Origin of the sequence: Bacillus sp. hwrm1, from assembly GCF_040207805.1 — a bacterium.
In the GTDB taxonomy this organism is placed as follows: Bacteria; Bacillota; Bacilli; order Bacillales; family Bacillaceae; genus Bacillus; species Bacillus velezensis.
The window spans coordinates 3852108-3876983 of the sequence record NZ_CP157943.1 but is presented as its reverse complement, the minus strand read 5'-3'; the positions used below and the strand labels follow the sequence as shown (position 1 = coordinate 3876983).

Sequence of the window (24876 nt, the reverse complement as noted above, 5' to 3'; positions counted from 1 at the left end):
TTTCTTCCATATTCTTTTTTCGCCGTAAACCAAGCCCTCTGAAGTTATTTTTGTTAAAATAATAAAGTTATATCAGAATTCGGAGGGTTTATTGTGGGAAAAGTGAAAAGAAATGCCCCTTGCCCATGCGGCAGCGGGAAGAAATATAAAAAATGCTGCGGAAGCAAAGAAGCTGCCATTCCGGCAGACATCGCGGCAAAAGAAGCGAAACAGATTCAGGAAAGCCTAATGGAGTACGCCTTTACAGCACATAGAGACGGCATATCATCATTTATTAACCAGCACGCGTTCATTACGGAGCTGGACAGACAGACAAAAGACATCGGAGTCTTCAACCTCGGCATCTGGGGAATTTTCTTCCGTCCGCTGGCAGGCGGCAAGACGATTTTTGAAGAATATCTTCAGAAAAAAGCCGGCGGCATCAACCGCCCGAAAACACGGGAAATCGTTGAATCATGGAAAAGCATGACACCTGCCGTTATGGTGCTTGAAGATGTGAAAGAAGGAATGATTCACTTTGAAGATGTGATGACGAAAAAACAATTCAAAGTGGAAATGGACGTCAGCCAGCAGGATCTTCCGCCGGCGGGAAGCCTGATTCTCGGCTATCCGATCCACGAAGCGGAAAAAGCGGAGTTCTTCATGCAATTTACGATCTTCCCTGTGAAGCGGACCGAAGCTCTAATCAGCAAAGTGAAAAAGGCGGCTGCCCCGGCTCTTGCGGAAGGAAAATCGCCTGAGCGCTTTATGCAGGAAAACTTCGACATTGTGCTGGCCGCTCTTTTAGGAACGGCGGAAGAGCCTGAGCAGGCTGCTGAAGAAAAACAGACAGAGTGGGCCAACGACATGGAGAAGGAAACGGCAGACGCCATTGAAAAAGGCCTGAGCGGGGATGAATACCCGGCTGAGCTGGTTCCGGCCGTAATTGATCTGTGGAAAACGTTCTGTATCAAAAAAACACCGACGATCAGAAAGCCTGAAGCTTTCGCGGCGGCGGTCGAATATTACGTAAACAGCATTTCTCTGAACGGCGCGTCCGTTTCTCAAGCCAAGCTGGCGAAGAAGTACGGCGTCAGCGCCTCAACGATTTCCAGCCGCTATAAGGAAATCGAGGGTGCTCTCACGGATGAAGCCGAACGCTTCGCCGCAGCTCTGACATCTTAATACACAGCCAAAAAAACCTTGAAGGGCAAACGCTTTTCAAGGTTTTTTTTGCAGATAGGCTCTCAGGCAGGATAATTCTTACCGTCTATCTAATACTAAACAGAGCGATAAAAGGAAGGGAGCCTGAGCCATGGATGAGACACGTACGCTGGGCAGGACGGATTTACGGGTAAAGCGTATCGGTTTTGGCGCAAATGCGGTCGGAGGACATAATCTGTTTCCGAATCTTAATGATGAAACGGGAAAAGAACTCATCCGCACAGCATTGGACGGCGGCGTCAATTTTATTGATACGGCGTTTATATACGGTTTGGGGCGTTCCGAAGAGTTAATCGGTGAAGTTGTCGCAGAGCGCGGCGTGCGGGACAGCCTCGTGATTGCGTCAAAAGGCGCGCATAAAGAAGTCAACGGACAAATCGAGCTGGACAACAGCCGTGACTTTCTCCGGAGTGAGGCGGAAAACAGCCTGAAGCGGCTGAAAACAGACGTGATTGATTTGTATTACGTCCACTTCCCTGACGGCAAAACACCGCTCTCCGAAGTGGCGGGCACGCTAAAAGAACTGAAGGACGAAGGGAAAATCAGAGCAATCGGCGCGTCCAATCTCAGCTTCCGGCAATTGCAGGAGTTTAACGCCGACGGCTATTTAGAGGTTTTTCAATCGGAATATTCACTGATTCAGCGTGAGGCGGAGCATGATCTGCTGCCTTATTGTGAAAAGAACGGCATTTCCTTTATTCCTTATTTTCCGCTTGCTTCCGGCTTGCTGACGGGAAAGTTTACAAAAGACACAGTCTTTGAGGACAGCCGAAAGAACAGGCCGCCGTTTCAGGGAGAAGCTTTTCACCAAAATCTGGAGCGAGTGGATAAGCTTCGGGCCGTTGCGGAGGAAAAAGGGGCGCAGACAGCGCATATCGCACTCGCATGGCTTCTGTCGCAGCCGGCGGTGGATGCGATCATTCCCGGAGCCAAACGCCCCGTCCAGCTGAAACACAATCTGGACGCGCTTAATGTGCAGTTAACCGAGGATGAGGTTCAATATATCAGTGACATCTTTAAGTGAAAATAAAAAAGGAAATAGCCTGCGCTATTTCCTTTCTTGTTGTCAGGACGTTTTCAAAAACGCTTCTGTCAATCCTTCCAGATCGGCGTCTGTATCCAGATACCACTGGCCGCGGGCGTTTTTCTTCATCTCAATTTCTCTTGTAACAGAAGAAGAAGCCGGTTTCAGGCGCATAAACTCTTCCGGATAGACAGAAAGCAGGTGGCTGACAATTTCGTTTTCATCAGCATCAGGGTGCTTTCCGGCATAGTCTTGCACGCGGTCTTGCAGCTGGCCCGCAAGCGGAGACATATCAAGCGGCGTCACTTTTGCTTCAAGGACGGCTTTTTTGCCTGACATGGATTTGGTATGCACCTTGAGCTCTGTGTTATCCCGAAGCGCTGATGACATGGTGTCAATAATAGCGGAAATGGCTTTTGAATCCGCCTGTTCTTGTGAAATGCCTGCAGAAGCGATAAAGCTGGCTTTCGCCGATTCCTGATATGCGGCGGCCGTCATTTTTTCATTTACACCAGTCAGGCGGGTGAAATCTTTATTGTGCTTGCCGTACAGCATCACATCAATGTATGCGGATAATGCGTCCGCCGGGTCAGGTTTTGCGTTGGAGGCTGTGCCTTTGACTTTCAGTTTATAAGATAAAGGCTTCGCGTCTTTTGCCTGCGGCTGATATACCAATTCATAGGATTTGCCTTCGTCAGCCGTGAAGTACAGATTGCCCGTCACTGTCTTACCCGCATGAAGCGTGCCGCTCTGCATCAAGTCTTCCTTATCGGCCTTGGCTGTTTTCGCGTCATCCTGATAAAGCGAGAAGTCGCTGCTTTTGACGGTAAGCGGGTCTTTGCCCGTATTTTTGACGGTGACCGTTACTTTCAGCGCGGCCGGATGTTCAGTATCGTCTGAAGCGGCCCATGCCGTCTCTTTTATTTTCACTTTCGCCGTGCTGCTTTCCTGGCCGCCGCTCGTTTCGCTGCTGCACGCGGCGGTAAATGCCGTGAGAAGCATAATGAAAAACACGGCGCTCATTTTTTTGATGGACATCTGGTTTACCCCCTGTTGTTAATGATTAATTCGATAGTCATGAAGACGGACAGGTTAATTATACTAGTTTTGTATAAAAGAGTCTTGGTAATCATCAATCTTTTTGGAAGAAAAGGAAGTGTTATGATGAATAAAGAAGAATTGAAACAGCTGGCTCTCCGAATCGGAAACGTACCTGCCCGCTACGAGAGTAATGTGGAAGAATACCGGGAAGATGAGGTTCTGTTTTGGTGGGAAGATAAGAATGATCCGGAAGCCGGCATCATGGTCGAATTAGACCGGGACGGAAAACTGAAATACTTATCCCGTGCGGCTTTCCAGACTGATCTGCCGGCTCTTTCGGAATCGGACATAAAAAAACGGATGCGGGCGTTTTTAGAAACCCATCGTCCTGGGGCATTGGCTGAGTTCGAATTGGAAAACAGCGGCTCCGCCAATGATGGCGATGTGAGATATTCCTATGTTCAGATGGCTGACGGTCTGCTGCTTCCGCTGACCGGGTTTTACATCGACCTGGCTGTGACAGGGGAAGTAACCGGCTTTTCTTACCATGGGAAGGCCGATGATCTGTTAAGACCGGAGACAATTGCGGACAAGCGGGAAGCATTGGCTCACTTTGTCAAACATATTGAAGCAGAGCTGTTGTTCACCGTCCTGCATCAGTCCGTCTATGTGCAGGGGGATGACAAGCCCCATCTCGTCTATGAAATCGTGTCTCCGACGCGGCCGATATCGGCCGACCTGAAGGAAGAGAATGCAGAATTAGACGAATATGAAGAGCTGGAAGACGACACGCGGCCGTATGTCCCGATTTCGCGCCCTGCACCTGAAGCGGAAAAGATGAGCATCAATGACATGATCGGGCTGCACGACGGTTTTTATAAAGAGAGGGAAAGCGACCTTGGAGAGGGCCGTATCGGCATTGCCTGGCGTCCTGAAAAAACAAAATCCGCACGGGAAGATAAAAGCTTTGAAAGTCTGTTTAAAGAACGGAATGAACACGTATTGAAAACAATGCATGATAAAGAATCGGGCCGGCTCACCGGGGCGATGTCATTTATAAAGGTTGAAGGCGAACCGGTGTTTTCCGAGGAAGAATGCCATCACATGGCCATCCGCTTTTTATTCGCCATGTTTCCGGAAGCGGATCAGTATTTCCGGGTTCAATATGATGAGCCGGATGATGAAGGAGAAAACGTGGGACTTACATATAAGGCTTGTTCGGGCGGCGTTGATTTGCGATTCGGAGAGGGGAGAATCTGTGTCAGCAAAAAGACGGGTCTTGTCACTTTTTATATGCCGCCGGAAATTGATCCGAAAGAGCTCCAGGAAATCGATCCCGTTCCTTCATTGACAATGGAAGAGGCGAAAGACGCGATCCGCCGGGCCATCAAAGCCGAGCTCGCTTGGGATCGTTGTTACGATGACGACAGCTGCGGAAAAGTGTACAGGCTCGTATACAAGCCGGTTTTCCCGCTGTTTATTGAGGCTCATACAGGGGAAGCGATCACGAGTTTAATAGGCTGAAGGTCATGGGCGTTCGTCCCGGGGCTTTCGCGGGGAATGTGACATTTGTATGAAAAAGAGCCGCTCTGAATACGGCTCTTTTCCCTCTTTGCTAAAAATAGACACATAAAAGGCACTTTCTTCCCTTTAAAAGGATAAGGACGTTTTTATATAATAAAAAACAGTTCTTTTTTATACACTCTTCTGAAAGGATGACCCCATTGCTGAAAGAACATCTGAGAAAAAAAGCGCTGGAAATCGGGAACATACCGCCGGACTATGAGCTTGAAATAGAAGATTATGATGAAAAACAAAAAACGAAAGCCTATTATATATGGAAAGATCGTAACCAGCCGGATAAAACGGTCACGATTGAGCTGGGCGACGACGGATCTTTGCTTACCTATTCACGCAACGACTGTCCGAGTTCAGACATGCAGCTGTCAGACGCCGAATTAAAGCTGACGGCTCTTCGGTTTGCGGCGAGACACCGCCCGCTTACTTTTATGAATTTCATCTTTCAGGCGAGGGAAGAACGCAATGGGTGCATCCGATTTATCTATACAAAAAAAGTGCTCGGCCGGCCGCTTCCCGATTCAGGTTTTTTCGTTGATGTAAGCAGGAGCGGCTTCGTCGTGCAGTTTATCTATTACGGGGATAAGGGTGAAGCGCCCGTCCCGGAAACATTCGTCGATCGGGAAAAAGTCGTCTCGCATTACATGAGTGTGCTGACATTCTGTCTCGTCTATGATGTGGTCAATTTTGAGAAAATACCGCGTCTCGTCTATGAACCGATTCTGCCGGCTTACAGCTATCCGGCCGGTGAAGATGATATCGTGCCGGATCAGCAGCTTTGCGAAGACAGGAATGAGCCGGCAAAACCGCTTCCCGCGTTTGAACATAAACGGGAAATCAGCCTGGATGAATTAATGGGGTTTACCTCGGATATGGTTCAGACGCGCCGGCGCGATCTCGGGGATGAGATCGGAACGACATGGCGGAAAGGGTCGGTTCCGGAACGGAAAGATTTGAGTATCGAAAGCTATTTTGAAAGCAGCAACAAAAATACAATGAAGATGAAAACGGACAAAAAGACAGGGAAAATGACAGCCTTTAAATCCTTTATTGAGCATCAGGGCCCGGCCTTTTATTCTGCGGAAGAGTGTGAGGCCGTCGCGCTTCAATTTTTATACAAGCTTTATCCGAGAGCGGACGAGTTTTTTAAAATGAACCCGCTGAAAACGGACGGAAGGGGCAGGTTCCGCTTCCATTTTTCCATATGGCATCAGGATATTCCGCTGCGGTTCGGCGCTGCGAGAATACTTGTCAGTCCCGTAACGGGGCTTGTGGAAGCTTACATGGCGCCTGACATTGACCCGGAGCAGCTGGAGAAGATCAATCCGGTGCCGGCCGTTACTCCCGAAGAAGCAAAGGCCGCTTTTTTATCCGATTTCCATCTGCGGCTGGAGTGGCAGCGCGATTTTACGCCGTCCGGCAATGAAGGATATAAGCTTGTGTACAGGCCTGTCTATCCTCCGTACATTGATGCGCAAAAGCGAAAAAAGAAAAGGTTTTATTAGCCAGGGATCATTTGTAAATGAGGATAATCTTTAAAGCCTCTCCAATCGCCTCCCCAATCAAAACCGAGCGTTTTGGCAATCGATACGACCTCAAGCCAATCGGGCGTGCCGTTTCGGTTTCCGTCGTACGTCATATCCCAAATCAGGCTTCCATCCTTTTTTTGCAGGGCGAAGTCGATCGCAAGGCCGTAATTGTGGTAAGATTCCCCGCCTTTTGCGTAGGTGACGATATTTCCTTTTTTTGAACGTCCTTGACGGTACAATTCGTTTTGTTCCTCAATTGATCTGAAACCCTCTGTGATAACGACGGTGATGCCTTTTTTCAGAGCGGCCGTCTGCAATAGCTCCGCATTCTGTTTCACGAGCGGATGAAGAGCGCTTGGAATGGCTCTGTCTTGTAATGCCGTCTGCGGCCTCAATTCTTTCTGCACATAGGAAAAACATAGGTCTGCGGAAAAGAAGAGGATCAAAAGCAGTGCAATTCTGACTGGTCGTTTCATGGTGAATTCTCTCTTTCTTTAATTGATTAAAATCTTTGTTTGCTCACTGCCATAAATTTGCTATGATAAAATATAACATAATTAGTAGCCGGAGGAAGGAGGCAAATCTATGAAATCCAAGATTCCATCTGAAGAAGTGGCCGTAAAGATGAATGAATGGTATAAGCTGATCCGCGCGTTTGAAGCCGATCAAGCTGAAGCGCTGAAGCGGGAGATTCAATATGAACTCGAAGATATGGAAGAGAACCAGGATTTATTGTTGTATTTTTCATTGATGGAATTTCGGCACCGCATCATGCTGGATAAATTAAAACCCATGAAAGACGGCGACTGCCAGCCTCCGTTCTCTGAAATGCTCACTGAGATTGAGATGAACCAGCAAAAGCTGACCGGCTTACTGGAATATTATTTTTACTATTTCAGGGGAATGTATGAATTTAAGCAGAAAAACTTCATCTCAGCGATTTCTCATTATAAGCGGGCTGAGGAAAAGCTTGAATATGTGGAAGATGACATAGAGAAAGCCGAGTTTCTGTATAAAATTTCTGAGGTGTACTATCATATCAAGCAGACTTTCTTTTCGATGAATTACGCGGGGCAGGCGCTTGATATTTACAAGAAATATGAATTATACGGAATGAGAAGGGTGCAGTGCAAATTTATCATTGCCGGAAATCTGATGGACGCCCAGCAGCATAAAAAAGCGCTGGAATACCTCGAATGCGCCTTGGAACACGCGGAGCGGCTTGATGATCAATATATGATTGCTGCGGCCTATTATAATATCGGGCACTGTATGTACAGTCTGGGTGACTTTTGCAAGGCGGCGGAGGATTTTGAACGGGCGGCTGCCGGATTTGAAGCACACAGCTTCCGGCAGGTCATCCAGGCTGTTTTTTCACTCACGCATATCTACTTTAAAACGGAAAAATACAGTGAAGCCGCCGCCAGCTGCGTGCGGGGCATGAGAAGCGCGGCGGAGTGGGAAGATGAGATCTATATGACGAAATTCCGTCTGATTAAAGAGCTTTATCAGGGGGAAGGCGGACAGGATTCGCTCAAAGAGTATTTTGACATTCTGGAATCAAAAGAGCTGTTGGCTGACACAGAGGAACTGCTTCAGGACGCGGCTCATTTCTTTCATAAACGGGAGAACTACAAAGCGGCATCTTATTTTTTCAGCAGGCTTGTCGGCGTGCAAAAAAGGCTGCAAATGAACAACTACGCATAATGAAAAAAAGAACGAGGGAGCTTCGGCTTCATCGTTCTTTTTATGATCTCTTTTGTTTTCAGCCGATTAAAACCGGGTACATGCTCTGTATTAACATCAGGGAGGAAAAGAGACAATGTATCAGGATTTACAGGGGAAAACAGCAATCGTAACAGGTTCTTCGAAAGGAATCGGAAAAGCCATTGCCGAACGCTTCGGCAAGGAGCGGATGAATGTGGTTGTGAACTACCTCGGTGATTCCGCCGGAGCGGAAGAAGCGGCGGACATCATTGAGAAAGCGGGAGGCAGAGCCGTCACCGTAAAAGCCGATGTATCCTCAGAAGAAGGGATTCAGGCGCTGTTTGATGCCGCCCAGGAGCATTTCGGGGGTGTGGACGTGATGGTCAACAATTCCGGCTTTAACGGGGCCGAAGCGATGCCCCATGAAATGAGCCTGGAGGATTGGCAAAGGGTCATCGACGTCAACGTGACCGGCACCTTTTTGGGGGCGAAAGCGGCACTGAAACATATGCTCGAGCGCGGCAAAAAAGGAACGGTCTTAAACATATCGAGCGTTCATCAGCAAATACCGCGTCCTGAAAACGTGCAGTACTCGGCATCCAAAGGCGGGATCAAAATGATGACGGAAACGATGGCGCTCAATTACGCAGACAAAGGCATCCGGGTGAATGCCATCGCTCCCGGCACGATCGCCACGGAGTCCAATAAGGATCTGGAAGATGAAACACATAAACAGGCCCAGCTGAAAAAAATTCCGATGAACGCCTTCGGAAAACCGGAAGAAGTCGCCGCGGCCGCCGCATGGATGGTGTCGGAAGAAGCGAGTTACGTGACCGGAACAACACTTTTCGTCGACGGAGGCATGACGCTTTATCCGTCTCAGCTGGAAAGTTAAAAGAGGAGGGGAAACCTTCTCTTTTTTGTTTAGGGAAGGATTATAAAGGAAATGGTTCTCTAAAAAACAGGAGGGGCCGCAAGATGGCGAATGACTGGTGGAAAGACGCCGTTGTCTATCAAATCTATCCGCGAAGCTTTCAAGATACGAACGGCGACGGTATAGGCGACCTGCGGGGGATTATCGCGCGTCTCGATTATATAAAAGAACTTGGCGCTGATGTGATATGGATCTGCCCGATTTACCCGTCGCCAAACGTCGATAACGGCTACGATGTGACGGATCATCAAGCGATTATGGAATCTTACGGAACGATGGAGGACTTTCACGATCTGCTTACAGAATGCCGCAGCCGCGGATTAAAGCTTGTGATGGATTTCGTCTTAAATCATACCTCCACGGAGCATCCTTGGTTCAAAGAGGCGGAAATGAATCCGGACAGCAAATACCGCGATTATTATATTTGGCGGCCGGGCACCGCGGACGGCCCGCCGACCGATTGGGTGTCGGATTACGGACAATCCGTCTGGCAGTACGAAGAACATACGGGCGAATATTACCTGCATATGAACGCCGTCAAACAAGCCGATCTGAATTGGGAAAATCCCGAGGTTCGGCAATCAGTATACGAGATGATGAGATTTTGGCTCGATAAAGGCGTGGACGGATTGCGTATAGACCAGCTCCATCTTCTGTCAAAAAAAGAATACTTGCCGCCATATGAAGATTATATCGCCCGCCGGGCCGATCCGAAGCCTTTTCGGCCAAACGGGGCACGGATACATGATTACTTAAAAGAAATGACGAAAGAGGTATTTTCCAAATATAACGTGATGTCGGTCGGCGAGGCCGGATCAGTGACGCCTGAAGAAGGGCTGGTCTACACGGGAACCGATGAGCATGAGCTGAATATGATTTTTCATTTTCAGCATATGGAGCTTGATCAAAAGCCGGGCCAAGAGCATTGGGATGTAAAACCGCTTGAGCTGTCCGATTTGAAAAAAGTGCTCACAGACTGGCAGGAAAAACTGGAACATCGAGGCTGGAATACGCTGTATTGGTGCAATCATGACCAGCCCCGGATCGTATCCCGTTTCGGAGACGAAGGCACATACCGCAAAGCATCCGCCAAAATGCTTGCCGCCCTGCTTTATTTCATGAAAGGCACGCCGTACATTTACCAGGGGGAAGAAATCGGCATGACAAACGCTCCGTTTGACAGAATAGAGGATTATCAAGATATTCAGACCGTCAATATGTATCATAAAAGGGTATTTGAAATGGGCCGCAACAGGGAAGAAGTCATGGCGTCCATTATGGCGAAAAGCCGGGACCATGCCCGTACACCGATGCAGTGGGACGGCAGCAAGAATGCCGGATTTACGGAGGGCGAACCGTGGCTCACGGTCAATCCCAATTACAAAACCGTCAATGCGGCCGAGGCTCAGGATGATCCCGATTCTATATTGAACTTTTACAAAAAACTGATCCGCCTGCGAAAACAGTATGCTGATATCATAAAAGGCAGCTACACGCTGCTGCTTCCTGATGACCCGCAGCTGTTCGTGTATGAAAGACAGGCAAACGGACAAAAACTCATGTCCATCAGCAACGTATCGAAAGAAGAAGCCGCTTTTTATTGGCCGGACGGTTCCGAACCTGAAAGGGCCGAGCTGCTTCTCAGCAACTATGATAATGACGGCGGCACGGAATCCCGCATCACATTCCGCCCGTACGAAACAAGAGTTTATCTGCTTGTCTGATATGTGATAGGACGCCCCCGTCCATACATGGCGGGGGCTTTTTAGGTAAATTGGATATCAATTTAGAAAAAAATATCTTGCAAAACGTAATTACTTCGTTTTATTATGGTATAGGTAACAAATGAACGAGAAAGTACGCTTTGGAAATCGTCATCATTCTGATTTACAGAACAGGGGGAAACGGCTTGTTTAAAAAATGGAGCGGAATCATTGTCATTGCGGCATGCTTTTTAATCGCGGCGGGCTGCGGCAATTCATCTTCAAAAGGTTCGTCAGGTTCTTCAAAAAGCGGCAAACTGCACGTCGTGACGACCTTTTATCCTATGTACGAATTCACGAAACAAATTGTCAAAGACAAAGGCGATGTAGACATTCTCATCCCGTCTTCGGTCGAACCCCATGATTGGGAGCCGACGCCGAAGGATATCGCCGGCATTCAAAACGCCGATCTTTTCGTATACAACAGCGAATATATGGAGACATGGGTTCCTTCAGCGGAAAAAAGCATGGGCTCTGATCATGCGAAGTTTGTAAAGGCGTCGAAAGGAATTGACTTACTCGAAGGTTCGGATGAAGAGGAAGAGGAACATGGACACGGCGGTCATGACCACAGCCACAGCATGGACCCTCACGTCTGGCTCAGCCCGGTTCTTGCGCAAAAAGAGGTCAAAACCATTACGGCGCAGATCGTAAAACAGGACCCGAAGAATAAAGAATACTATGAGAAAAATAGTAAAGAATATATTGCAAAACTGCAGGATCTTGATAAACTATACCGTACAACATTAAATAAAGCGGCGAAAAAAGAATTGATCACACAGCACGCGGCATTCAGCTATCTCGCCAAAGAATACGGCTTAAAACAAGTCGCGATTGCAGGCCTTTCTCCTGAAGAAGAGCCGAGTGCGGCCAAACTGGCGGATCTCAAAACGTTTGCCAAACAGCATGATGTGAAGATCATCTACTTTGAAGAAGTTGCATCGCCTAAAGTTGCAGATACGCTTGCCGGTGAAATCGGCGCGAAAACGGAAGTGCTCAATACACTGGAAGGTTTAAGCCAAAAAGAACGGGATAAAGGCATCGGTTATATCGACATTATGGAGAAAAACCTTGATGCACTGAAAGATTCGCTATTGGTTAAATAACATAGTGTGCGCCGCGGGGTGCACACTATTTCTATGCGGGAAAGGAAGGTCAGCATGAATCTCGTTACATTACAGGATATCGTTTTTGGTTATTCGCATACACCCGTGCTTGACGGCGTGTCGCTGGAAATCAAAAGCGGCGAATTCGTCGGCATTACAGGACCGAACGGCGCGTCAAAATCGACGCTGATGAAAGTCATGCTCGGCATGCTCAGACCTTGGGAAGGAACGGCCGAGATCAGTAAAAAAAACGCAGCCGGAAAACGCCTGACAATCGGCTATGTTCCGCAGCAGATTTCTTCATTTAACGCAGGATTCCCAAGCACGGTTCTGGAGCTTGTGCAATCAGGCCGTTATACGAAGGGAAAATGGTTTAAACGATTGAACGAAACGGATCACCACGAGGTGGAAAACGCGCTGAAGATGGTGGAAATGTGGGATTTCCGCCACCGGAAAATCGGCGATTTATCCGGCGGACAGAAGCAGAAAATCTGCATTGCGAGAATGCTTGCGAGCAATCCGGATCTGCTAATGCTTGATGAGCCGACAACCGCGGTTGATTACGAAAGCAGACAGGGTTTCTACGAATTTATGCACCATCAGGTGAAAAATCACAACCGCACCGTCGTCATGGTGACACACGAACAAAACGAAGTACAGCAGTATCTGGATAAAGTCATACGGCTTGAGAGGGGGGAAAAAGGCGGATGGAAATGTTTGACTTGGAATTCATGCGACGAGCTTTTCTAGCGGGAAGCATGATCGGAATTATGGCGCCGATATTAGGCGTATATCTCGTGCTGAGAAGACAGGCGCTGATGGCGGATACGCTGTCTCATATTTCATTGTCGGGCGTGGCCATCGGTTTTTTTCTCAGTACCAATATTACGGCGGCGAGCATCGTTGTCGTCACGATCGGAGCGATCGGCATTGAATATATGCGGCGGGCGTACCGTACATATTCCGAGGTATCTATCGCAATCTTAATGGCGGCCGGGCTGTCGTTTGCGATGTTTCTGATCAGCCTGTCAAAAGGCGGCGCGTCGATGAGCATCGATCAATATTTATTTGGATCGCTTGTGACGGTCAGCCAGCAGCAGGTCTATATTATCGGCGGAATTACCCTGCTGATCCTGCTTTATTTCATTATATTAAACAGACCGCTCTATCTGCTTACCTTTGACGAGGCGACGGCAAAGACATCAGGCATTAACACAAACCTGCTGTCAATGTCATTCAGCATCGTGACGGGGCTGGCGATTTCGGTCATTATTCCGATTATCGGCGTGCTGCTCGTTTCCGCGCTCCTCGTACTGCCCGCGGCTTTTGCAATCCGTATCGCCAAAGGGTTTAAATGGGTGTTTGCGGCAGCCATTATTATTTCTCTTTTCAGTGTGTTCATGGGGCTGACGTCTTCGTACCAGCTCGGAACGCCTCCGGGGCCGTCAATCACTTTACTGTTAATCATTCTGCTTCTGCTCGGGTTTACGCTGCAGGGGATTTGGAATGCGTTTAAAAAAGGAAAAGAACGAAAAAACCGCCGTTAAGCGGTGCAGCAGGCTCATCTGCTGCTCCGTTTGACGGCTTTTTTTTACAGAAATATATCAGCAAGACGCTCATATGACTCTTTTTTTGCTTCGAAATCAAAGACGTTGCACAGCACCATCATCTCTTTTGTCTGATACCGCTCGGAAAGTTCAAGCAGACGGCGTTTCACTGCGGCAGGAGAGCCGATCACCATCCGCTTCCTGTTTTCTTCTATCTGTTTACGGTCCTCCGGCGAATACGGATAAGCCTTCGCTTCCTCCACACTCGGCACGCGGCTGTCGGCGCCTTTTCCGACACGAAGAAGCCATAAATCCTGGCTTAACGCGAGTTCTTCCGCTTTCTCATCCGTAGCCGCGCATATGACGAAAATGGCACAGAGCGAGGCGGGAGCGGAAAAATGGGCGGAGGCCCGGAAATGGTCCCGATAGATCTGAAAAGCTTTTTCCCCGCGTTCCGGATTAATGAAATGGCCGAAGACATAGCCCGCACCTTGAAGAGCGGCGCGTCTGGCGCTGTTTTCCCCGAGGCCGAGCACCCAAAGCTGCGGGGCTGTTTCAATCAAAGGCGCTGTTTTTATTCCTGCATAAGCATGGTCCGAGGGAACCGAATCTGTCAGAAAGGATGATAAATCCTGAAGCTGCCTGTTGAACTCGGTCATGCTTTTCTTTACCCCGTCTGTGAGGGCGAGCCGGATTTTCGTCGTACCGCCCGGTGAGCGTCCGACCCCGAGGTCAATCCGGTTCGGATGCAGCGCCTCAAGCTGACGGAAAGTTTCCGCGACTTTATAAGGGCTGTACTGCGGCAGCAGCACGCCGCCTGATCCGACACGGATGGACGTTGTGGCTGCGGCGGTATGAGCGATCATAATTTCCGGCGAAACGCTTGCGAGCCCTCTTGTGCCGTGATGCTCGGCAAACCAGTACCGCTTATAGCCCCATCCTTCACTGAGGCGGGCGAGCTCCGCTGAACGGCGGAGCGTCTCGTGCGGCCCGTTTCCTTTGGATACGGGCGCCTGATCAAGTATGCTTAAATCAATCACTCGTCTGCCCCTTTCCTGACATGTATTGATACAAGGATAGGAAAAATGTTCAGTCCCCGTCAATTTCTTTGTTTTCTCTATTCTCTCCGGAACGAAGGAGAATATAGGAAGTAATTTTTCGCCGTTTTTCGCCAAAAATTCTTATGTTTTATGAAACTTTGATATAATAAAAGACGTATATCTTAATAAACACCGGGATTCTTGTCCCGGAATTTAGTAAAAATGCGCACTTGCGGCGTGCTTAGCGGCACCCTTACAGAATAGGAGTGAATCATATGGCGATCTCTTTACAAAAAGGACAGCGGATTGATTTAACAAAAGGAAAAGCCGGTCTGTCAAAACTGCTGGTCGGACTCGGCTGGGACCCTGTATCATCCGGGGGCTTTTTCGGAAAGCTGTTCGGCGGAGGCGGTGCCAATATCGACTGTGACGCTTCCGTACTGATGCTTGAAAATGATAAAATGACAGACAGTAAAAACGTCATCTATTTCGGTAATCTGAAAAGCCGATGCGGCGGTGTCGTACACACGGGTGACAACCTGACGGGAGAAGGCGACGGCGATGATGAACAAATTCTCATCGATTTGGCGAAAGTCCCCGCTCAGATTAATAAACTTGTGTTTGTCGTCAATATTTACGACTGCGTCAGACGAAAACAGGACTTCGGCATGATTCAAAACGCGTTCATCCGCGTCGTTGATCAGGCTAACCGCGAAGAACTGGTGACTTACAATTTAAGAGATAACTATTCAGGCAGAACGAGCCTGATCGCGGCTGAAATCTACCGCGAGGACGGCGAGTGGAAATTCGCTGCGATAGGTGAAGGCACAAACGATACGAAAATCGGCGATATCGTTAACCGATACGCCTAAACGAAAAAAAGGAGAGTGCACACATGGCAATTTCATTGGCAAAAGGACAAAAAGTAGATTTGACTAAAACAAATCCGGGTCTTTCTAAAGTCGTTGTCGGCCTTGGCTGGGATACAAACAAATACGACGGCGGACATGATTTTGATTTAGATTCCAGCGTCTTTCTATTAAATGAAGCAGGAAAATGCGCGTCGCCTGATGATTTCATTTTCTATAATCAGCTTGAAGGCGGAAACGGCTCTGTCGCACATTCAGGCGACAACCTGACAGGCCAGGGCGAAGGCGATGACGAAAGCGTAAGAGTCAACCTGAGCGCGGTGCCCGCGGCTATTGACAAAATTTCATTCGTCATCACGATTCATGAAGCGGAAGCGCGCGGCCAAAACTTCGGACAAGTTTCCAACGCGTTCGTGCGCATTGTCAATGAAGAAACAAATGAAGAGCTGATCCGCTATGATCTGGCTGAAGATTTCTCAATTGAAACAGCCATTATCGCAGGGGAGCTTTACAGACATAACGGCGATTGGAAATTTTCCGCGATCGGCTCAGGCTACCAAGGCGGACTGGCCCGTATTGCGACAGATTACGGCCTGCAAATCGGCTGAACCATATCAAACACAGAAGGGAGAGACGGCACATGGCTATTCAATTGGCGAAAGGACAGCGTGTTGATCTGACAAAAACGAACCCCGGCCTTACAAAAGCGGTGATCGGTTTAGGCTGGGATACGAACAAGTACTCCGGAGGGCATGACTTTGACCTTGACGCGTCGGCTTTTCTTGTCGATGCCCATGACAACTGTGTAAATGATCTTGATTTTGTTTTCTACAATAACCTGGAACACCCAAGCGGGGGCGTCATCCATACGGGAGACAACCGGACGGGCGAGGGCGAGGGAGACGATGAACAAATTATCGTCGACTTCTCAAAAATACCCGCAAATATTGAAAAGATCGGCATCACCGTCACGATTCATGATGCGGAAGCGCGCGGCCAAAATTTCGGACAAGTTTCGAACGCGTTCGTGCGTGTCGTCGATGAAAACAGCCAGAATGAACTGCTTCGTTTCGATTTAGGAGAAGACTTCTCGATTGAAACGGCGGTTGTCGTTTGTGAGCTTTACCGCCATGGGGCTGAGTGGAAGTTTAACGCCATCGGCAGCGGGTTTTCCGGCGGTCTGGCATCACTTTGCCGGAATTACGGCTTGCAGGTGTAAGCAGGAAATTACCGTTTTACTAAATAGGAGGAAAAAACTTGGATTTTCTACATCATATTATGTCGACCTACGCTTCCTTTTTTGATTGGAAAATGTGGGGTGAGGTGCTGACTGACCCTGTATCATGGGGGCTGATCGGTTCCTTGGTTCTGCTGGAAGGGCTGCTGTCGGCCGACAATGCGTTAGTGCTTGCGGTGATGGTAAGGCATCTGCCTGAAAAACAGCGGAAGAAAGCATTAACATACGGATTGTTCGGGGCATATATTTTCCGTTTTATCTTTATCGGGATCGGAATGCTGCTCATTAAGTTCTGGTGGATCAAAGTGCTTGGCGCGCTGTACCTGGCTTGGCTCGTCATTAAGCATTTCTGGATCGGAGAAGGTGATGACGATACGGAAGGCATGAAGAAAAATTCTTGGATGGTCCGTACGTTCGGAATTTTCTGGGCCACTGTCGTTTCAGTTGAGTTAATGGATTTGGCCTTCTCTGTTGACAGCATTCTGGCCGCGTTTGCGGTATCGGAAAAAGTGTGGGTGCTCTTGATCGGCGGTATGCTTGGCATTCTCATGATGCGTACAGTCGCAAAAGTATTTCTTGTTTTAATTGATAAAATCCCTGAGCTTGAAAATACGGCTTTTGTGCTGATCGGGATTATCGCCGTGAAAATGGCGGCGAGCGCCTTTGATTATGAAATGCCGCACGTGGTGTTCTTCGGAATCATCATCGCTGCGTTTGTGGTAACGTTTATTATCCACTATTTCAACAAACAAAAGCAGGTTCAGGAGCAAACGGCTGCATCTAAAGAAGAATAAAACAAAAAAGGAGGGAGAGTTCATTTCCTTCCTTTTTTGTACCGATCATCATGAAGAGAAAGGAGGAAAATGATGAGGCAGGAAGAATTGGTGATCCGAAAGGCCGAGCCGGAAAACGATGACTGGGAAACGTTTCTGATGCGGCCGCTGCCGGAACGTCCCGGTTACGAGCGGGAAAACGGGCTGGCGTTTACCCGGCTTGCCGTCCGGATTTTGGGCACTCCTTATGATGAGACGGAGTATTACAATAAGCTTTTCGAGCTGTCTTCTCATGAAAACATCCATGTGTTAAGCGAGACGCTGGATAAGACCATCGCGCCTGAAACGTTTCAGGCGCTCCAGCACATCCATTCGGTCAATCAAAAAGAGAAAGGGCTTTCGGTTTCCAGATTTGTCGCGTTTCTCGATGGGGGCAGGCTGCTTGCCAAACACGCTGATCCGCTTATGCACCGCCGGCTGAGAACCGCGTTTATGACGCTTTTGGAAACCTTTGCGGACCGGCATGAAAACGGGCTGAATCATCCCGATTTCCGGCGTGTGCTCTTGGATGTGTCAAAGTTTTCGCTGAACCACCTGAATCCATGGCTCGAACAAGCCGATATAGAGCGTGAGATGCCGAAGGTGGTGTGGTATGGAGACGCTACCAAAAGCCAGCTCTATTTTCTCTATTATCTCATGCTGATCGGCTGTGACGTCCTATTGTTTCATCCGGCTGCGGAAGATCCGTTCAGCTTGATTGATCCGGATGAGGAACTCAGCTTTGTGATAAAGCTCCCCGCAACAGGCGGCCTTGAGCCATTCCCGAAAGAAAAGCCGGACAGAACGTCCACGACGGCCTACCGGTCAACGAAAGAAATTGAGCATGTGCTGAACCATGAGGAATCTATGATGTATAAGCCTTGGCAGTTCAGGGATCATACCCCGCAGTCCGTGACATTAAAAACGACGTATGATGAGTTATTTCTCATTGCGAAGGAGCGGGCGTTTATCCGGCCGCAATTTAAAGCGGACAGGGAGCGGGTGGCCGTTCCGAACCTTTTTGCGAAAGTGATGGGGGTTTCCAAAGATATGAAAGAATATTGGAACAGACTCCATACCGCCGCAGACTATCAGGAGACACACATGATCCGCAGTTTTCCGTTTACGGAAGAGCTGAAAGCCAACTACCAGTATCACTACAGTCAGGTTTTGAACGAAGAAGGAGCGATTGACGCGGACAGGCTGAAAAGAAGCAACATCTGGCAGTACAAGCATCTCCCGTCAGGCGTGCAGAACGCCATCGCCAATGTGATTTCTGACATGTGCAGAAACCCAGGGCTGAAGGCTTTGCCCGGGGAGCAGGCAAGGGATGCCGCAATCTATTTGTTCCGCCAGGCGACGAACCTGCCCGCTTCGCTGCTGCAATTGATTCAGACGTTTGATTACGCCCAAACCGTTCCGAAACTCGTTTTATATCATACGGAACAAAATGGCGAACTTACACGTTCTGACGCCGCCGCTCTGTTGTTTTTAAATAAATTCGGCGTCGATATCATCTTGTATAATCCGCCGGGCCATCAGGACATTGAGCATTATATTGAAGAAAGCCAATTTGATGTCCATTGGCTGGAGGACATGGTGTTTCGGCAGGAATATAAGGAGCCGTCACTCGTAAGAAAGCTGTTTAGAACCATTACGCAAAAGCAGGGAGAGTAAATAGTCATGACAGAAAATCAAAATCCGCTTGTTCTTGATAAAAATGAAGAGATTTCTGAACAAAAAGCAGATGACATCAGGGTGCAGCTGCGCCACGACCCTGAGGTGCAGCGCATTTCGCAGCAGATTGACGTGAAAAACCAAATGGAGCTGCTTGAGTACGGAAAAGAACCGGCAGTTGAAATCTCGAAGTTCTCCGACCGCATCTTAAATATGATGAAAACAACAAGTGTCACGGATTCAGGCACAATGCTGACGCAGCTCGGAAAAATCATGGACCGTTTTGACAAAAATGATTTCGATGAACCAAAAGGATTTCTCGCTAAAATGTTCAAACGCGGCAACAGCATGATTGAAAAGATTTTTCAAAAGTACCGCACCCTGGGCGGAGAAATTGAAAAAATCCACGTCGAAATTTCAAAATACAAAGATGAAATGGCAAAGACGAACCATACGCTGGAAGAGATGTATGAAAACAACATTAACTACTACATGGAGCTTGAAAAGTATGTCGTTGCCGGGCAGATGAAGCTTGAGGAAATGCAGGCGCTCATTCCTTCTTATGAAGAAAAAGCGGCCGGCGGAAACCAGCTTGCGCAAATGCAGCTTGATACGCTGCGTGACGGGCTTCAGGCGCTTGAGGAACGTGTCTATGATTTAGATATGGCGCGGATGGTGGCGCTGCAAACGGCGCCGCAGATCCGCCTCCTTCAGCGCGGAAATACGAAGCTCATCGGGAAAATCAATTCCGCTTTCGTCATTACGATTCCGATTTTCAAAAACGGCATCATTCAGGCTGTCACAGTCAAACGGCAAAAGCTTGTGGCTGATTCAATGAGCGAGCTGGACCGCCGCACGAATGAAATGCTGAAGCGAAACGCTGAAAATATCTCAAACCAAAGCGTGGAAATTGCCCGTATGGCAGGCCGTCCGAGCATTGACATTGAGACGATTGAAACGTCTTGGAATACGATTGTCAGCGGTATGCAGGAAACGAAACAGATCGAGGAAGAGAACAGACGTATCAGAGAAGACGGAGCGAAACGGATTCAACAGCTTCAGGATAATATTAAAAACGCAGTCTTAAAGAATTAATACACACCCCGCTTGCTTACGGCAAGCGGGATTTTTTTGCGAAAAAAGATAATGACAATGTGTAAAGACAGGTGTAAACTTATACGGTAATCATTTTCGATTTGAGGTGCTGCTTATGAACAAACAACCTGCCGTCACTCCGCGAAAACTTCTGGCGATTGCCGGAATGGGCTGGCTGTTTGATGCGATGGATGTCGGAATTTTATCGTTTATTATCGCCGCGCTTCACACTGATTGGAATTTAACACCCGATCAAATGAAATGGATCGGAAGCGTCAATTCCATCGGTATGGCAGCGGGTGCCTTTGTATTCGGAATGCTGGCCGACAGGATCGGCCGGAAAAAAGTGTTTATGATCACGCTGTTATTCTTTTCTGTCGGAAGCGGCATATCCGCTTTCGCAACGGGATTGACGGTTTTTCTCATATTGCGTTTTCTGATCGGAATGGGGCTTGGCGGGGAACTGCCTGTCGCCTCAACGCTCGTGTCAGAAGCGTCCGCTCCCGAAAAGCGGGGACGGATCATCGTGCTGCTTGAGAGCTTTTGGGCCGCGGGCTGGCTTCTTGCGGCGGTGATTTCCTACTTTGTCATACCGTCATTCGGCTGGCAGGCCGCGCTGCTCTTAACGGCGCTGGCCGCATTTTATGCGCTGTACTTGCGGAGAAGCCTTCCGGAATCACCGGCGCATCAGGCATTGCCGCAGAAAAAAAGCATACGCGGGCAGGCGGGAAGTGTCTGGACGAAACCGTATATCCGGCCGACGGTGCTGCTGTCTGTCGTTTGGTTCTGCGTCGTCTTTTCATATTACGGCATGTTTTTATGGCTGCCGAGCGTGATGCTGATGAAAGGCTACAGCATGATTGAGAGCTTCGAATACGTCCTTCTGATGACACTTGCCCAGCTTCCCGGATATTTCTCTGCGGCGTGGCTGATCGAAAAAGCGGGGCGGAAGACCATCTTAGTCATCTATTTGCTCGGAACGGCGGGCAGCGCTTATTTCTTCGGTGCCGCGGATTCATTGGCCATGCTGCTCACAGCGGGCATGCTGCTGTCCTTCTTCAATCTCGGCGCATGGGGCGTGCTTTACGCCTATACACCGGAGCAGTATCCTGCGGCGATCCGTGCGACCGGTTCCGGCACAACGGCGGCCGTCGGCAGAATCGGCGGCATTTTCGGTCCGCTTCTCGTCGGATCGCTTGCAGCCCGGAACGTTTCGTTTACAGTGATTTTCGCCGTCTTTTGTGCGGCCATCCTGATTGCCGTCATCACCATTATTATTCTCGGAAAAGAAACGAAACAGACAGAGCTTGCGCAATGAGCACCCTTTTGGGGTGCTTTTTTTAGTGAGCGGTCTGTTGACAGACCTATATTTTTCCTTAATATTCCTTATTTTTAGGAGGGGAAAACTTCTTTTTTCAGGACAATGTCGCGAAAAAATTCTTGTTTTTGTAAAAAAAGGATAGGAAATCAGTTTGCAGCACATTCGATGGAAACGTTCTCAAGCCTGATAAAAGCCCGGTTTCCTTTATAATTTATCCTCAATAAGGAGGATTAGAGAGTATTTAGAAGCATACCAGAGGAAAATAAGACACAGGGATGTTTTTAAAGTAATGATACAAAATAAAAAGGGATTATGATGTTTGTTTGACTTATTACAAACGTGTTACGGTATTAAAGATTGCTTATTATGGAGGGAAAATATGAATTTGGATGAGAAACCAATTAAGATAAAAGTCGAAAATGTATCTAAGGTTTTCGGAAAACAGACAAAAAAAGCCATTCAGATGCTGTCCAGCGGAAAAAACAAAAAAGAGATCCTGAAAGCTACCGGATCAACCGTTGGTGTCAATCAAGCAAACTTTGATGTATATGATGGGGAGATATTTGTCATCATGGGTCTATCGGGGAGCGGTAAATCAACTTTAGTTCGGCTGTTAAACCGGCTTATTGAACCGACTGCCGGGAATATTTATATTGATGGTGACATGATAACAAATATGTCAAAAGACCAGCTCCGGGAAGTGCGCCGGAAAAAAATCAGCATGGTCTTTCAAAAATTTGCACTGTTTCCGCACAGAACGATTCTTGAAAATACGGAATACGGCCTGGAGCTACAAGGCGTCGACAAAAAAGAGCGTGAGCAAAAAGCGCTTGATTCGCTTAAACTTGTCGGTCTTGAAGGCTTTGAACACCAATTCCCAGATCAGCTCAGCGGAGGAATGCAGCAGCGTGTCGGACTTGCCCGCGCATTGACGAATGATCCTGACATTCTTCTGATGGATGAAGCTTTCAGTGCGCTTGATCCGCTGATCCGCAAAGACATGCAGGATGAGCTTTTAGACCTTCATGACTCTGTCGGCAAGACGATCATCTTCATCACGCATGATCTTGATGAAGCATTGCGCATCGGCGACAGAATCGTGCTGATGAAAGACGGTAACATCGTTCAGATCGGGACGCCTGAAGAAATTCTGATGAGCCCGTCCAATGAATACGTTGAGAAATTCGTTGAGGACGTTGATTTATCCAAAGTTCTGACAGCGGGCCACATCATGAAGCGCGCTGAAACCGTGCGGATTGACAAAGGGCCTCGTGTAGCGCTGCAGCTCATGAAGAATCTCGGTATTTCTTCTATTTACGCCGTTGATAAACAGAAACAGCTTCTCGGCGTCATTCACGCGGCGGATGCGAAAAAAGCGGTGGAATCCGACTTATCGCTTCAGGATATTTTAAATACTGAATTTACGACTGTGCACGAAAGCACATACTTGACGGAAATTTTCGATGTCGTGTCTGATGCGAATATTCCGATCGCCGTCACGGACGATAAGGACCGCATGAAAGGCATTGTCGTAAAAGGCGCATTAATCGGCGCGCTTTCAGGAAATAACGATTATATAAATGTTGAAGATTCTGCTGAACAAGCTCAGGATTCTTCTGTTCAGGGGGTGAAGTAAATGGACAGATTGCCTAGAATTCCGTTAGCAGATATCGTTGACCGGTTTGTTGACTGGCTTACCATGACGTTCGGAGGTTTCTTTGACGGAATCTCAAACGGTTTGGCCGCTTTCGTAAACGCGATTGTGAGCGGTTTGGGTTTCATCCCGTCTATTTTATTGACTGTTATTTTTGCAGCTCTCGCTTGGTGGATCAGTACGAGAGGAATTGCACTCTTTACGTTAATCGGATTCCTTGTTATTGATTATTTGGGCTATTGGTCGCCGATGCTGCAAACGTTGGCGCTTGTCGTCACATCTGTTTTGATTTCCATTATTATCGGGGTTCCGATCGGCATATGGGCGTCTCAGAAAGAAACGGTCCGCCGCATTGTTACACCGATTCTGGATTTAATGCAGACCATGCCGGCTTTCGTATATCTGCTGCCTGCGATTTTCTTCTTTAATATCGGGGTTGTGCCAGGCGTCGTGGCATCTGTTATTTTCGCGATGCCTCCGACGATTCGCATGACGGTTCTCGGTATTAAACAAGTTCCGGCTGATTTGATCGAAGCGACGGAAGCATTCGGTTCAACGACGTCTCAGCGTCTGTTCAAGGTTCAGCTTCCGCTTGCCACAAAAACAATTCTTGCCGGTATTAACCAAAGCATCATGCTTGCTTTATCAATGGTCGTTATCGCGGCCATGGTTGGTGCGCCGGGTCTCGGTTCTGAAGTATACAGCGCCGTGACACAGTTGAAAACCGGTGTCGGAGTGGAAGCGGGTATCGCGATCGTTATCGTAGCGATTACACTCGACCGTATCACGCAAAACATTAAAGTGAAGAAGAAGAGCAGGGGGAATGCCTGATGCTTAAGAAAATCATCGGTGTCGGCGTTACCGCTGCGCTGGCTCTTTCTTTGGCTGCCTGCGGTTCGCAGACTGATGGTAAGGCAACGGCTGCGGACCAGGTGAACAAAACCATTATCGGTATTGATCCGGGATCGGGGATCATGGCCCTGACGGATGAGGCCGTGAAGGATTACGGATTGAAAGACTGGAATGTCGTCACGGCGTCAAGTGCTGCCATGACGGCGACATTGAAGAAATCATATGACCGGAAAAAGCCGATCATCGTAACGGGCTGGACGCCGCACTGGATGTTCTCCAGATACAAGCTGAAGTTCCTTGATGATCCGAAAAAAACGTACGGAACTGCCGAGCAGATTCATACAATTACAAGAACCGGCTTCAGTAAGGAACAGCCTAACGCGGCCAAAGTTCTCAGCCAGTTCAAATGGACGCAGGACGATATGGGAGAAGTCATGATTGCCGTTGAGGAAGGCGAAAAGCCGGCCAAAGCCGCAGCTGAATATGTGAAAAAACACAAAGACCAAGTGGCTCAATGGACAAAAGGCGCCCATAAAGTTAAAGGGGATAAAATCAACCTGGCTTATGTGGCGTGGGACAGTGAAATCGCAAGTACGAATGTAATCGGAAAAGTATTTCAAGACCTCGGCTATGACGTGAAGCTGACGCAAGTGGAGGCGGGACCGATGTGGACTGCGATTGCGACAGGCAGCGCGGATGCGTCATTGTCTGCTTGGCTTCCGAATACCCATAAGGCATATGCGTCTAAATATAAAGGCAAATATGAAGATGTAGGAACGAGTCTGACAGGCGTCAAGATGGGTCTGGTCGTTCCTCAGTATATGAAAAACGTCAATTCAATTGAAGATTTGAAGAAATAACGAAGAAAAGCAGCCCTGTAACGGGCT

23 protein-coding genes are annotated in these 24876 nt (G+C 48.3%); 20 read left to right on the top strand and 3 right to left on the bottom strand.

What is annotated here, in order from left to right:
- Positions 1 to 93 precede the first annotated feature (93 nt).
- Positions 94 to 1164 carry a helix-turn-helix domain-containing protein gene (locus ABK447_RS19400; protein WP_094031470.1) on the top strand — a complete coding sequence of 357 codons (1071 nt, stop codon included), beginning with the start codon at positions 94 to 96 and terminating at the stop codon, positions 1162 to 1164.
- A gap of 130 nt (positions 1165 to 1294) precedes the next feature.
- Positions 1295 to 2227: an aldo/keto reductase gene (locus tag ABK447_RS19395; RefSeq protein ID WP_094031471.1), complete on the top strand. Its 933-nt coding sequence runs from the start codon at positions 1295 to 1297 to the stop codon at positions 2225 to 2227.
- Between the two features lie 42 nt (positions 2228 to 2269).
- Here the strand turns inward: ABK447_RS19395 and ABK447_RS19390 are convergent, their stop codons facing one another.
- Entirely contained in the window at positions 2270 to 3265 is a 996-nt protein-coding gene (locus ABK447_RS19390; RefSeq protein ID WP_094031472.1) for a DUF5105 domain-containing protein, read from the bottom strand.
- 126 nt (positions 3266 to 3391) lie between these two features.
- Here ABK447_RS19390 and ABK447_RS19385 point away from each other — a divergent pair, with 126 nt between their 5' ends.
- On the top strand, positions 3392 to 4792 hold the full coding sequence (locus ABK447_RS19385) for a YcdB/YcdC domain-containing protein (RefSeq protein WP_094031473.1): 1401 nt from the start codon (positions 3392 to 3394) through the stop codon (positions 4790 to 4792).
- A 200-nt stretch (positions 4793 to 4992) separates the two neighbouring features.
- Entirely contained in the window at positions 4993 to 6351 is a 1359-nt protein-coding gene (locus ABK447_RS19380) for a YcdB/YcdC domain-containing protein (protein WP_043021503.1), read from the top strand.
- Here the strand turns inward: ABK447_RS19380 and ABK447_RS19375 are convergent.
- Entirely contained in the window at positions 6348 to 6851 is a 504-nt protein-coding gene (locus tag ABK447_RS19375) for a M15 family metallopeptidase (RefSeq protein WP_011996280.1), read from the bottom strand. The two genes, ABK447_RS19380 and ABK447_RS19375, sit on opposite strands and share 4 nt — an antisense overlap.
- A 109-nt stretch (positions 6852 to 6960) precedes the next feature.
- On the opposite strand from ABK447_RS19375, the gene ABK447_RS19370 reads away from it, so the two are divergent.
- The 6 genes from ABK447_RS19370 to ABK447_RS19345 all read left to right on the top strand — a co-directional run bounded on the left by ABK447_RS19370 (position 6961) and on the right by ABK447_RS19345 (position 13432).
- Positions 6961 to 8082 carry a Rap family tetratricopeptide repeat protein gene (locus tag ABK447_RS19370; protein WP_094031474.1) on the top strand — a complete coding sequence of 374 codons (1122 nt, stop codon included), beginning with the start codon at positions 6961 to 6963 and terminating at the stop codon, positions 8080 to 8082.
- Between the two features lie 115 nt (positions 8083 to 8197).
- Positions 8198 to 8977 carry a glucose 1-dehydrogenase gene (locus tag ABK447_RS19365; RefSeq protein WP_039252868.1) on the top strand — a complete coding sequence of 260 codons (780 nt, stop codon included), beginning with the start codon at positions 8198 to 8200 and terminating at the stop codon, positions 8975 to 8977.
- A gap of 83 nt (positions 8978 to 9060) precedes the next feature.
- On the top strand, positions 9061 to 10740 hold the full coding sequence (locus ABK447_RS19360) for an alpha-glucosidase (RefSeq protein ID WP_094031475.1): 1680 nt from the start codon (positions 9061 to 9063) through the stop codon (positions 10738 to 10740).
- Positions 10741 to 10925: 185 nt separating this feature from the next.
- Entirely contained in the window at positions 10926 to 11885 is a 960-nt protein-coding gene (locus ABK447_RS19355) for a metal ABC transporter substrate-binding protein (protein WP_015239100.1), read from the top strand.
- Between the two features lie 54 nt (positions 11886 to 11939).
- Positions 11940 to 12635 carry a metal ABC transporter ATP-binding protein gene (locus ABK447_RS19350; RefSeq protein WP_003156655.1) on the top strand — a complete coding sequence of 232 codons (696 nt, stop codon included), beginning with the start codon at positions 11940 to 11942 and terminating at the stop codon, positions 12633 to 12635.
- Complete coding sequence (locus ABK447_RS19345; protein ID WP_007409044.1) at positions 12593 to 13432, top strand: metal ABC transporter permease; 840 nt, start codon at positions 12593 to 12595, stop codon at positions 13430 to 13432. The genes ABK447_RS19350 and ABK447_RS19345 overlap by 43 nt, the downstream gene beginning before the upstream one ends.
- 44 nt (positions 13433 to 13476) lie before the next feature.
- On the opposite strand, the gene ABK447_RS19340 is transcribed toward ABK447_RS19345, so the two are convergent.
- Entirely contained in the window at positions 13477 to 14472 is a 996-nt protein-coding gene (locus ABK447_RS19340; protein ID WP_007409045.1) for an LLM class flavin-dependent oxidoreductase, read from the bottom strand.
- A 275-nt stretch (positions 14473 to 14747) separates the two neighbouring features.
- Here ABK447_RS19340 and ABK447_RS19335 point away from each other — a divergent pair, with 275 nt between their 5' ends.
- From ABK447_RS19335 to ABK447_RS19290, 10 genes are all read left to right on the top strand, one after another.
- Positions 14748 to 15344, top strand: coding sequence for a TerD family protein (locus tag ABK447_RS19335; protein WP_011996286.1), 597 nt, complete (start codon positions 14748 to 14750; stop codon positions 15342 to 15344).
- Positions 15345 to 15367: 23 nt separating this feature from the next.
- Positions 15368 to 15949, top strand: a complete 582-nt coding sequence (locus ABK447_RS19330) for a TerD family protein (protein WP_094031476.1) — start codon at positions 15368 to 15370, stop codon at positions 15947 to 15949.
- 32 nt (positions 15950 to 15981) lie between these two features.
- Positions 15982 to 16560, top strand: a complete 579-nt coding sequence (locus tag ABK447_RS19325; protein WP_003156645.1) for a TerD family protein — start codon at positions 15982 to 15984, stop codon at positions 16558 to 16560.
- Positions 16561 to 16598: 38 nt separating this feature from the next.
- On the top strand, positions 16599 to 17372 hold the full coding sequence (locus tag ABK447_RS19320) for a TerC family protein (protein WP_003156644.1): 774 nt from the start codon (positions 16599 to 16601) through the stop codon (positions 17370 to 17372).
- Positions 17373 to 17444: 72 nt separating this feature from the next.
- Entirely contained in the window at positions 17445 to 19067 is a 1623-nt protein-coding gene (locus ABK447_RS19315) for a YceG family protein (protein WP_094031477.1), read from the top strand.
- A gap of 6 nt (positions 19068 to 19073) precedes the next feature.
- Positions 19074 to 20162 (top strand): toxic anion resistance protein, encoded by a 1089-nt coding sequence (locus tag ABK447_RS19310; protein WP_060675281.1) that lies wholly within the window; start codon positions 19074 to 19076, stop codon positions 20160 to 20162.
- Positions 20163 to 20277: 115 nt separating this feature from the next.
- Positions 20278 to 21480, top strand: coding sequence for an MFS transporter (locus ABK447_RS19305; RefSeq protein WP_025284192.1), 1203 nt, complete (start codon positions 20278 to 20280; stop codon positions 21478 to 21480).
- 382 nt (positions 21481 to 21862) lie between these two features.
- Complete coding sequence (gene opuAA / locus ABK447_RS19300; RefSeq protein ID WP_003156640.1) at positions 21863 to 23119, top strand: glycine/proline betaine ABC transporter ATP-binding protein OpuAA; 1257 nt, start codon at positions 21863 to 21865, stop codon at positions 23117 to 23119.
- Positions 23120 to 23968, top strand: a complete 849-nt coding sequence (gene opuAB, locus ABK447_RS19295; RefSeq protein WP_003156639.1) for a glycine/proline betaine ABC transporter permease subunit OpuAB — start codon at positions 23120 to 23122, stop codon at positions 23966 to 23968. It begins immediately after the preceding gene.
- Positions 23968 to 24849: a glycine betaine ABC transporter substrate-binding protein gene (locus ABK447_RS19290; protein ID WP_007409051.1), complete on the top strand. Its 882-nt coding sequence runs from the start codon at positions 23968 to 23970 to the stop codon at positions 24847 to 24849. The genes opuAB and ABK447_RS19290 overlap by 1 nt, the downstream gene beginning before the upstream one ends.
- Positions 24850 to 24876: the final 27 nt, after the last annotated feature.

What these genes read in the sequence shown, in the direction of transcription:
- ABK447_RS19335 (WP_011996286.1), top strand. Translation starts at nt 14,748, where the DNA reads ATGGCGATCTCTTTACAAAAAGGACAGCGGATTGATTTAACAAAAGGA.
- ABK447_RS19315 (WP_094031477.1), top strand. Translation starts at nt 17,445, where the DNA reads ATGAGGCAGGAAGAATTGGTGATCCGAAAGGCCGAGCCGGAAAACGAT.
- opuAB (WP_003156639.1), top strand. Translation starts at nt 23,120, where the DNA reads ATGGACAGATTGCCTAGAATTCCGTTAGCAGATATCGTTGACCGGTTT.
- ABK447_RS19385 (WP_094031473.1), top strand. Translation starts at nt 3,392, where the DNA reads ATGAATAAAGAAGAATTGAAACAGCTGGCTCTCCGAATCGGAAACGTA.
- ABK447_RS19370 (WP_094031474.1), top strand. Translation starts at nt 6,961, where the DNA reads ATGAAATCCAAGATTCCATCTGAAGAAGTGGCCGTAAAGATGAATGAA.
- ABK447_RS19310 (WP_060675281.1), top strand. Translation starts at nt 19,074, where the DNA reads ATGACAGAAAATCAAAATCCGCTTGTTCTTGATAAAAATGAAGAGATT.
- ABK447_RS19365 (WP_039252868.1), top strand. Translation starts at nt 8,198, where the DNA reads ATGTATCAGGATTTACAGGGGAAAACAGCAATCGTAACAGGTTCTTCG.
- ABK447_RS19350 (WP_003156655.1), top strand. Translation starts at nt 11,940, where the DNA reads ATGAATCTCGTTACATTACAGGATATCGTTTTTGGTTATTCGCATACA.
- ABK447_RS19290 (WP_007409051.1), top strand. Translation starts at nt 23,968, where the DNA reads ATGCTTAAGAAAATCATCGGTGTCGGCGTTACCGCTGCGCTGGCTCTT.
- ABK447_RS19345 (WP_007409044.1), top strand. Translation starts at nt 12,593, where the DNA reads ATGGAAATGTTTGACTTGGAATTCATGCGACGAGCTTTTCTAGCGGGA.
- ABK447_RS19390 (WP_094031472.1), bottom strand. Translation starts at nt 3,265, where the DNA reads ATGTCCATCAAAAAAATGAGCGCCGTGTTTTTCATTATGCTTCTCACG.
- ABK447_RS19325 (WP_003156645.1), top strand. Translation starts at nt 15,982, where the DNA reads ATGGCTATTCAATTGGCGAAAGGACAGCGTGTTGATCTGACAAAAACG.
- ABK447_RS19375 (WP_011996280.1), bottom strand. Translation starts at nt 6,851, where the DNA reads ATGAAACGACCAGTCAGAATTGCACTGCTTTTGATCCTCTTCTTTTCC.
- ABK447_RS19305 (WP_025284192.1), top strand. Translation starts at nt 20,278, where the DNA reads ATGAACAAACAACCTGCCGTCACTCCGCGAAAACTTCTGGCGATTGCC.
- ABK447_RS19395 (WP_094031471.1), top strand. Translation starts at nt 1,295, where the DNA reads ATGGATGAGACACGTACGCTGGGCAGGACGGATTTACGGGTAAAGCGT.
- ABK447_RS19360 (WP_094031475.1), top strand. Translation starts at nt 9,061, where the DNA reads ATGGCGAATGACTGGTGGAAAGACGCCGTTGTCTATCAAATCTATCCG.
- opuAA (WP_003156640.1), top strand. Translation starts at nt 21,863, where the DNA reads ATGAATTTGGATGAGAAACCAATTAAGATAAAAGTCGAAAATGTATCT.
- ABK447_RS19330 (WP_094031476.1), top strand. Translation starts at nt 15,368, where the DNA reads ATGGCAATTTCATTGGCAAAAGGACAAAAAGTAGATTTGACTAAAACA.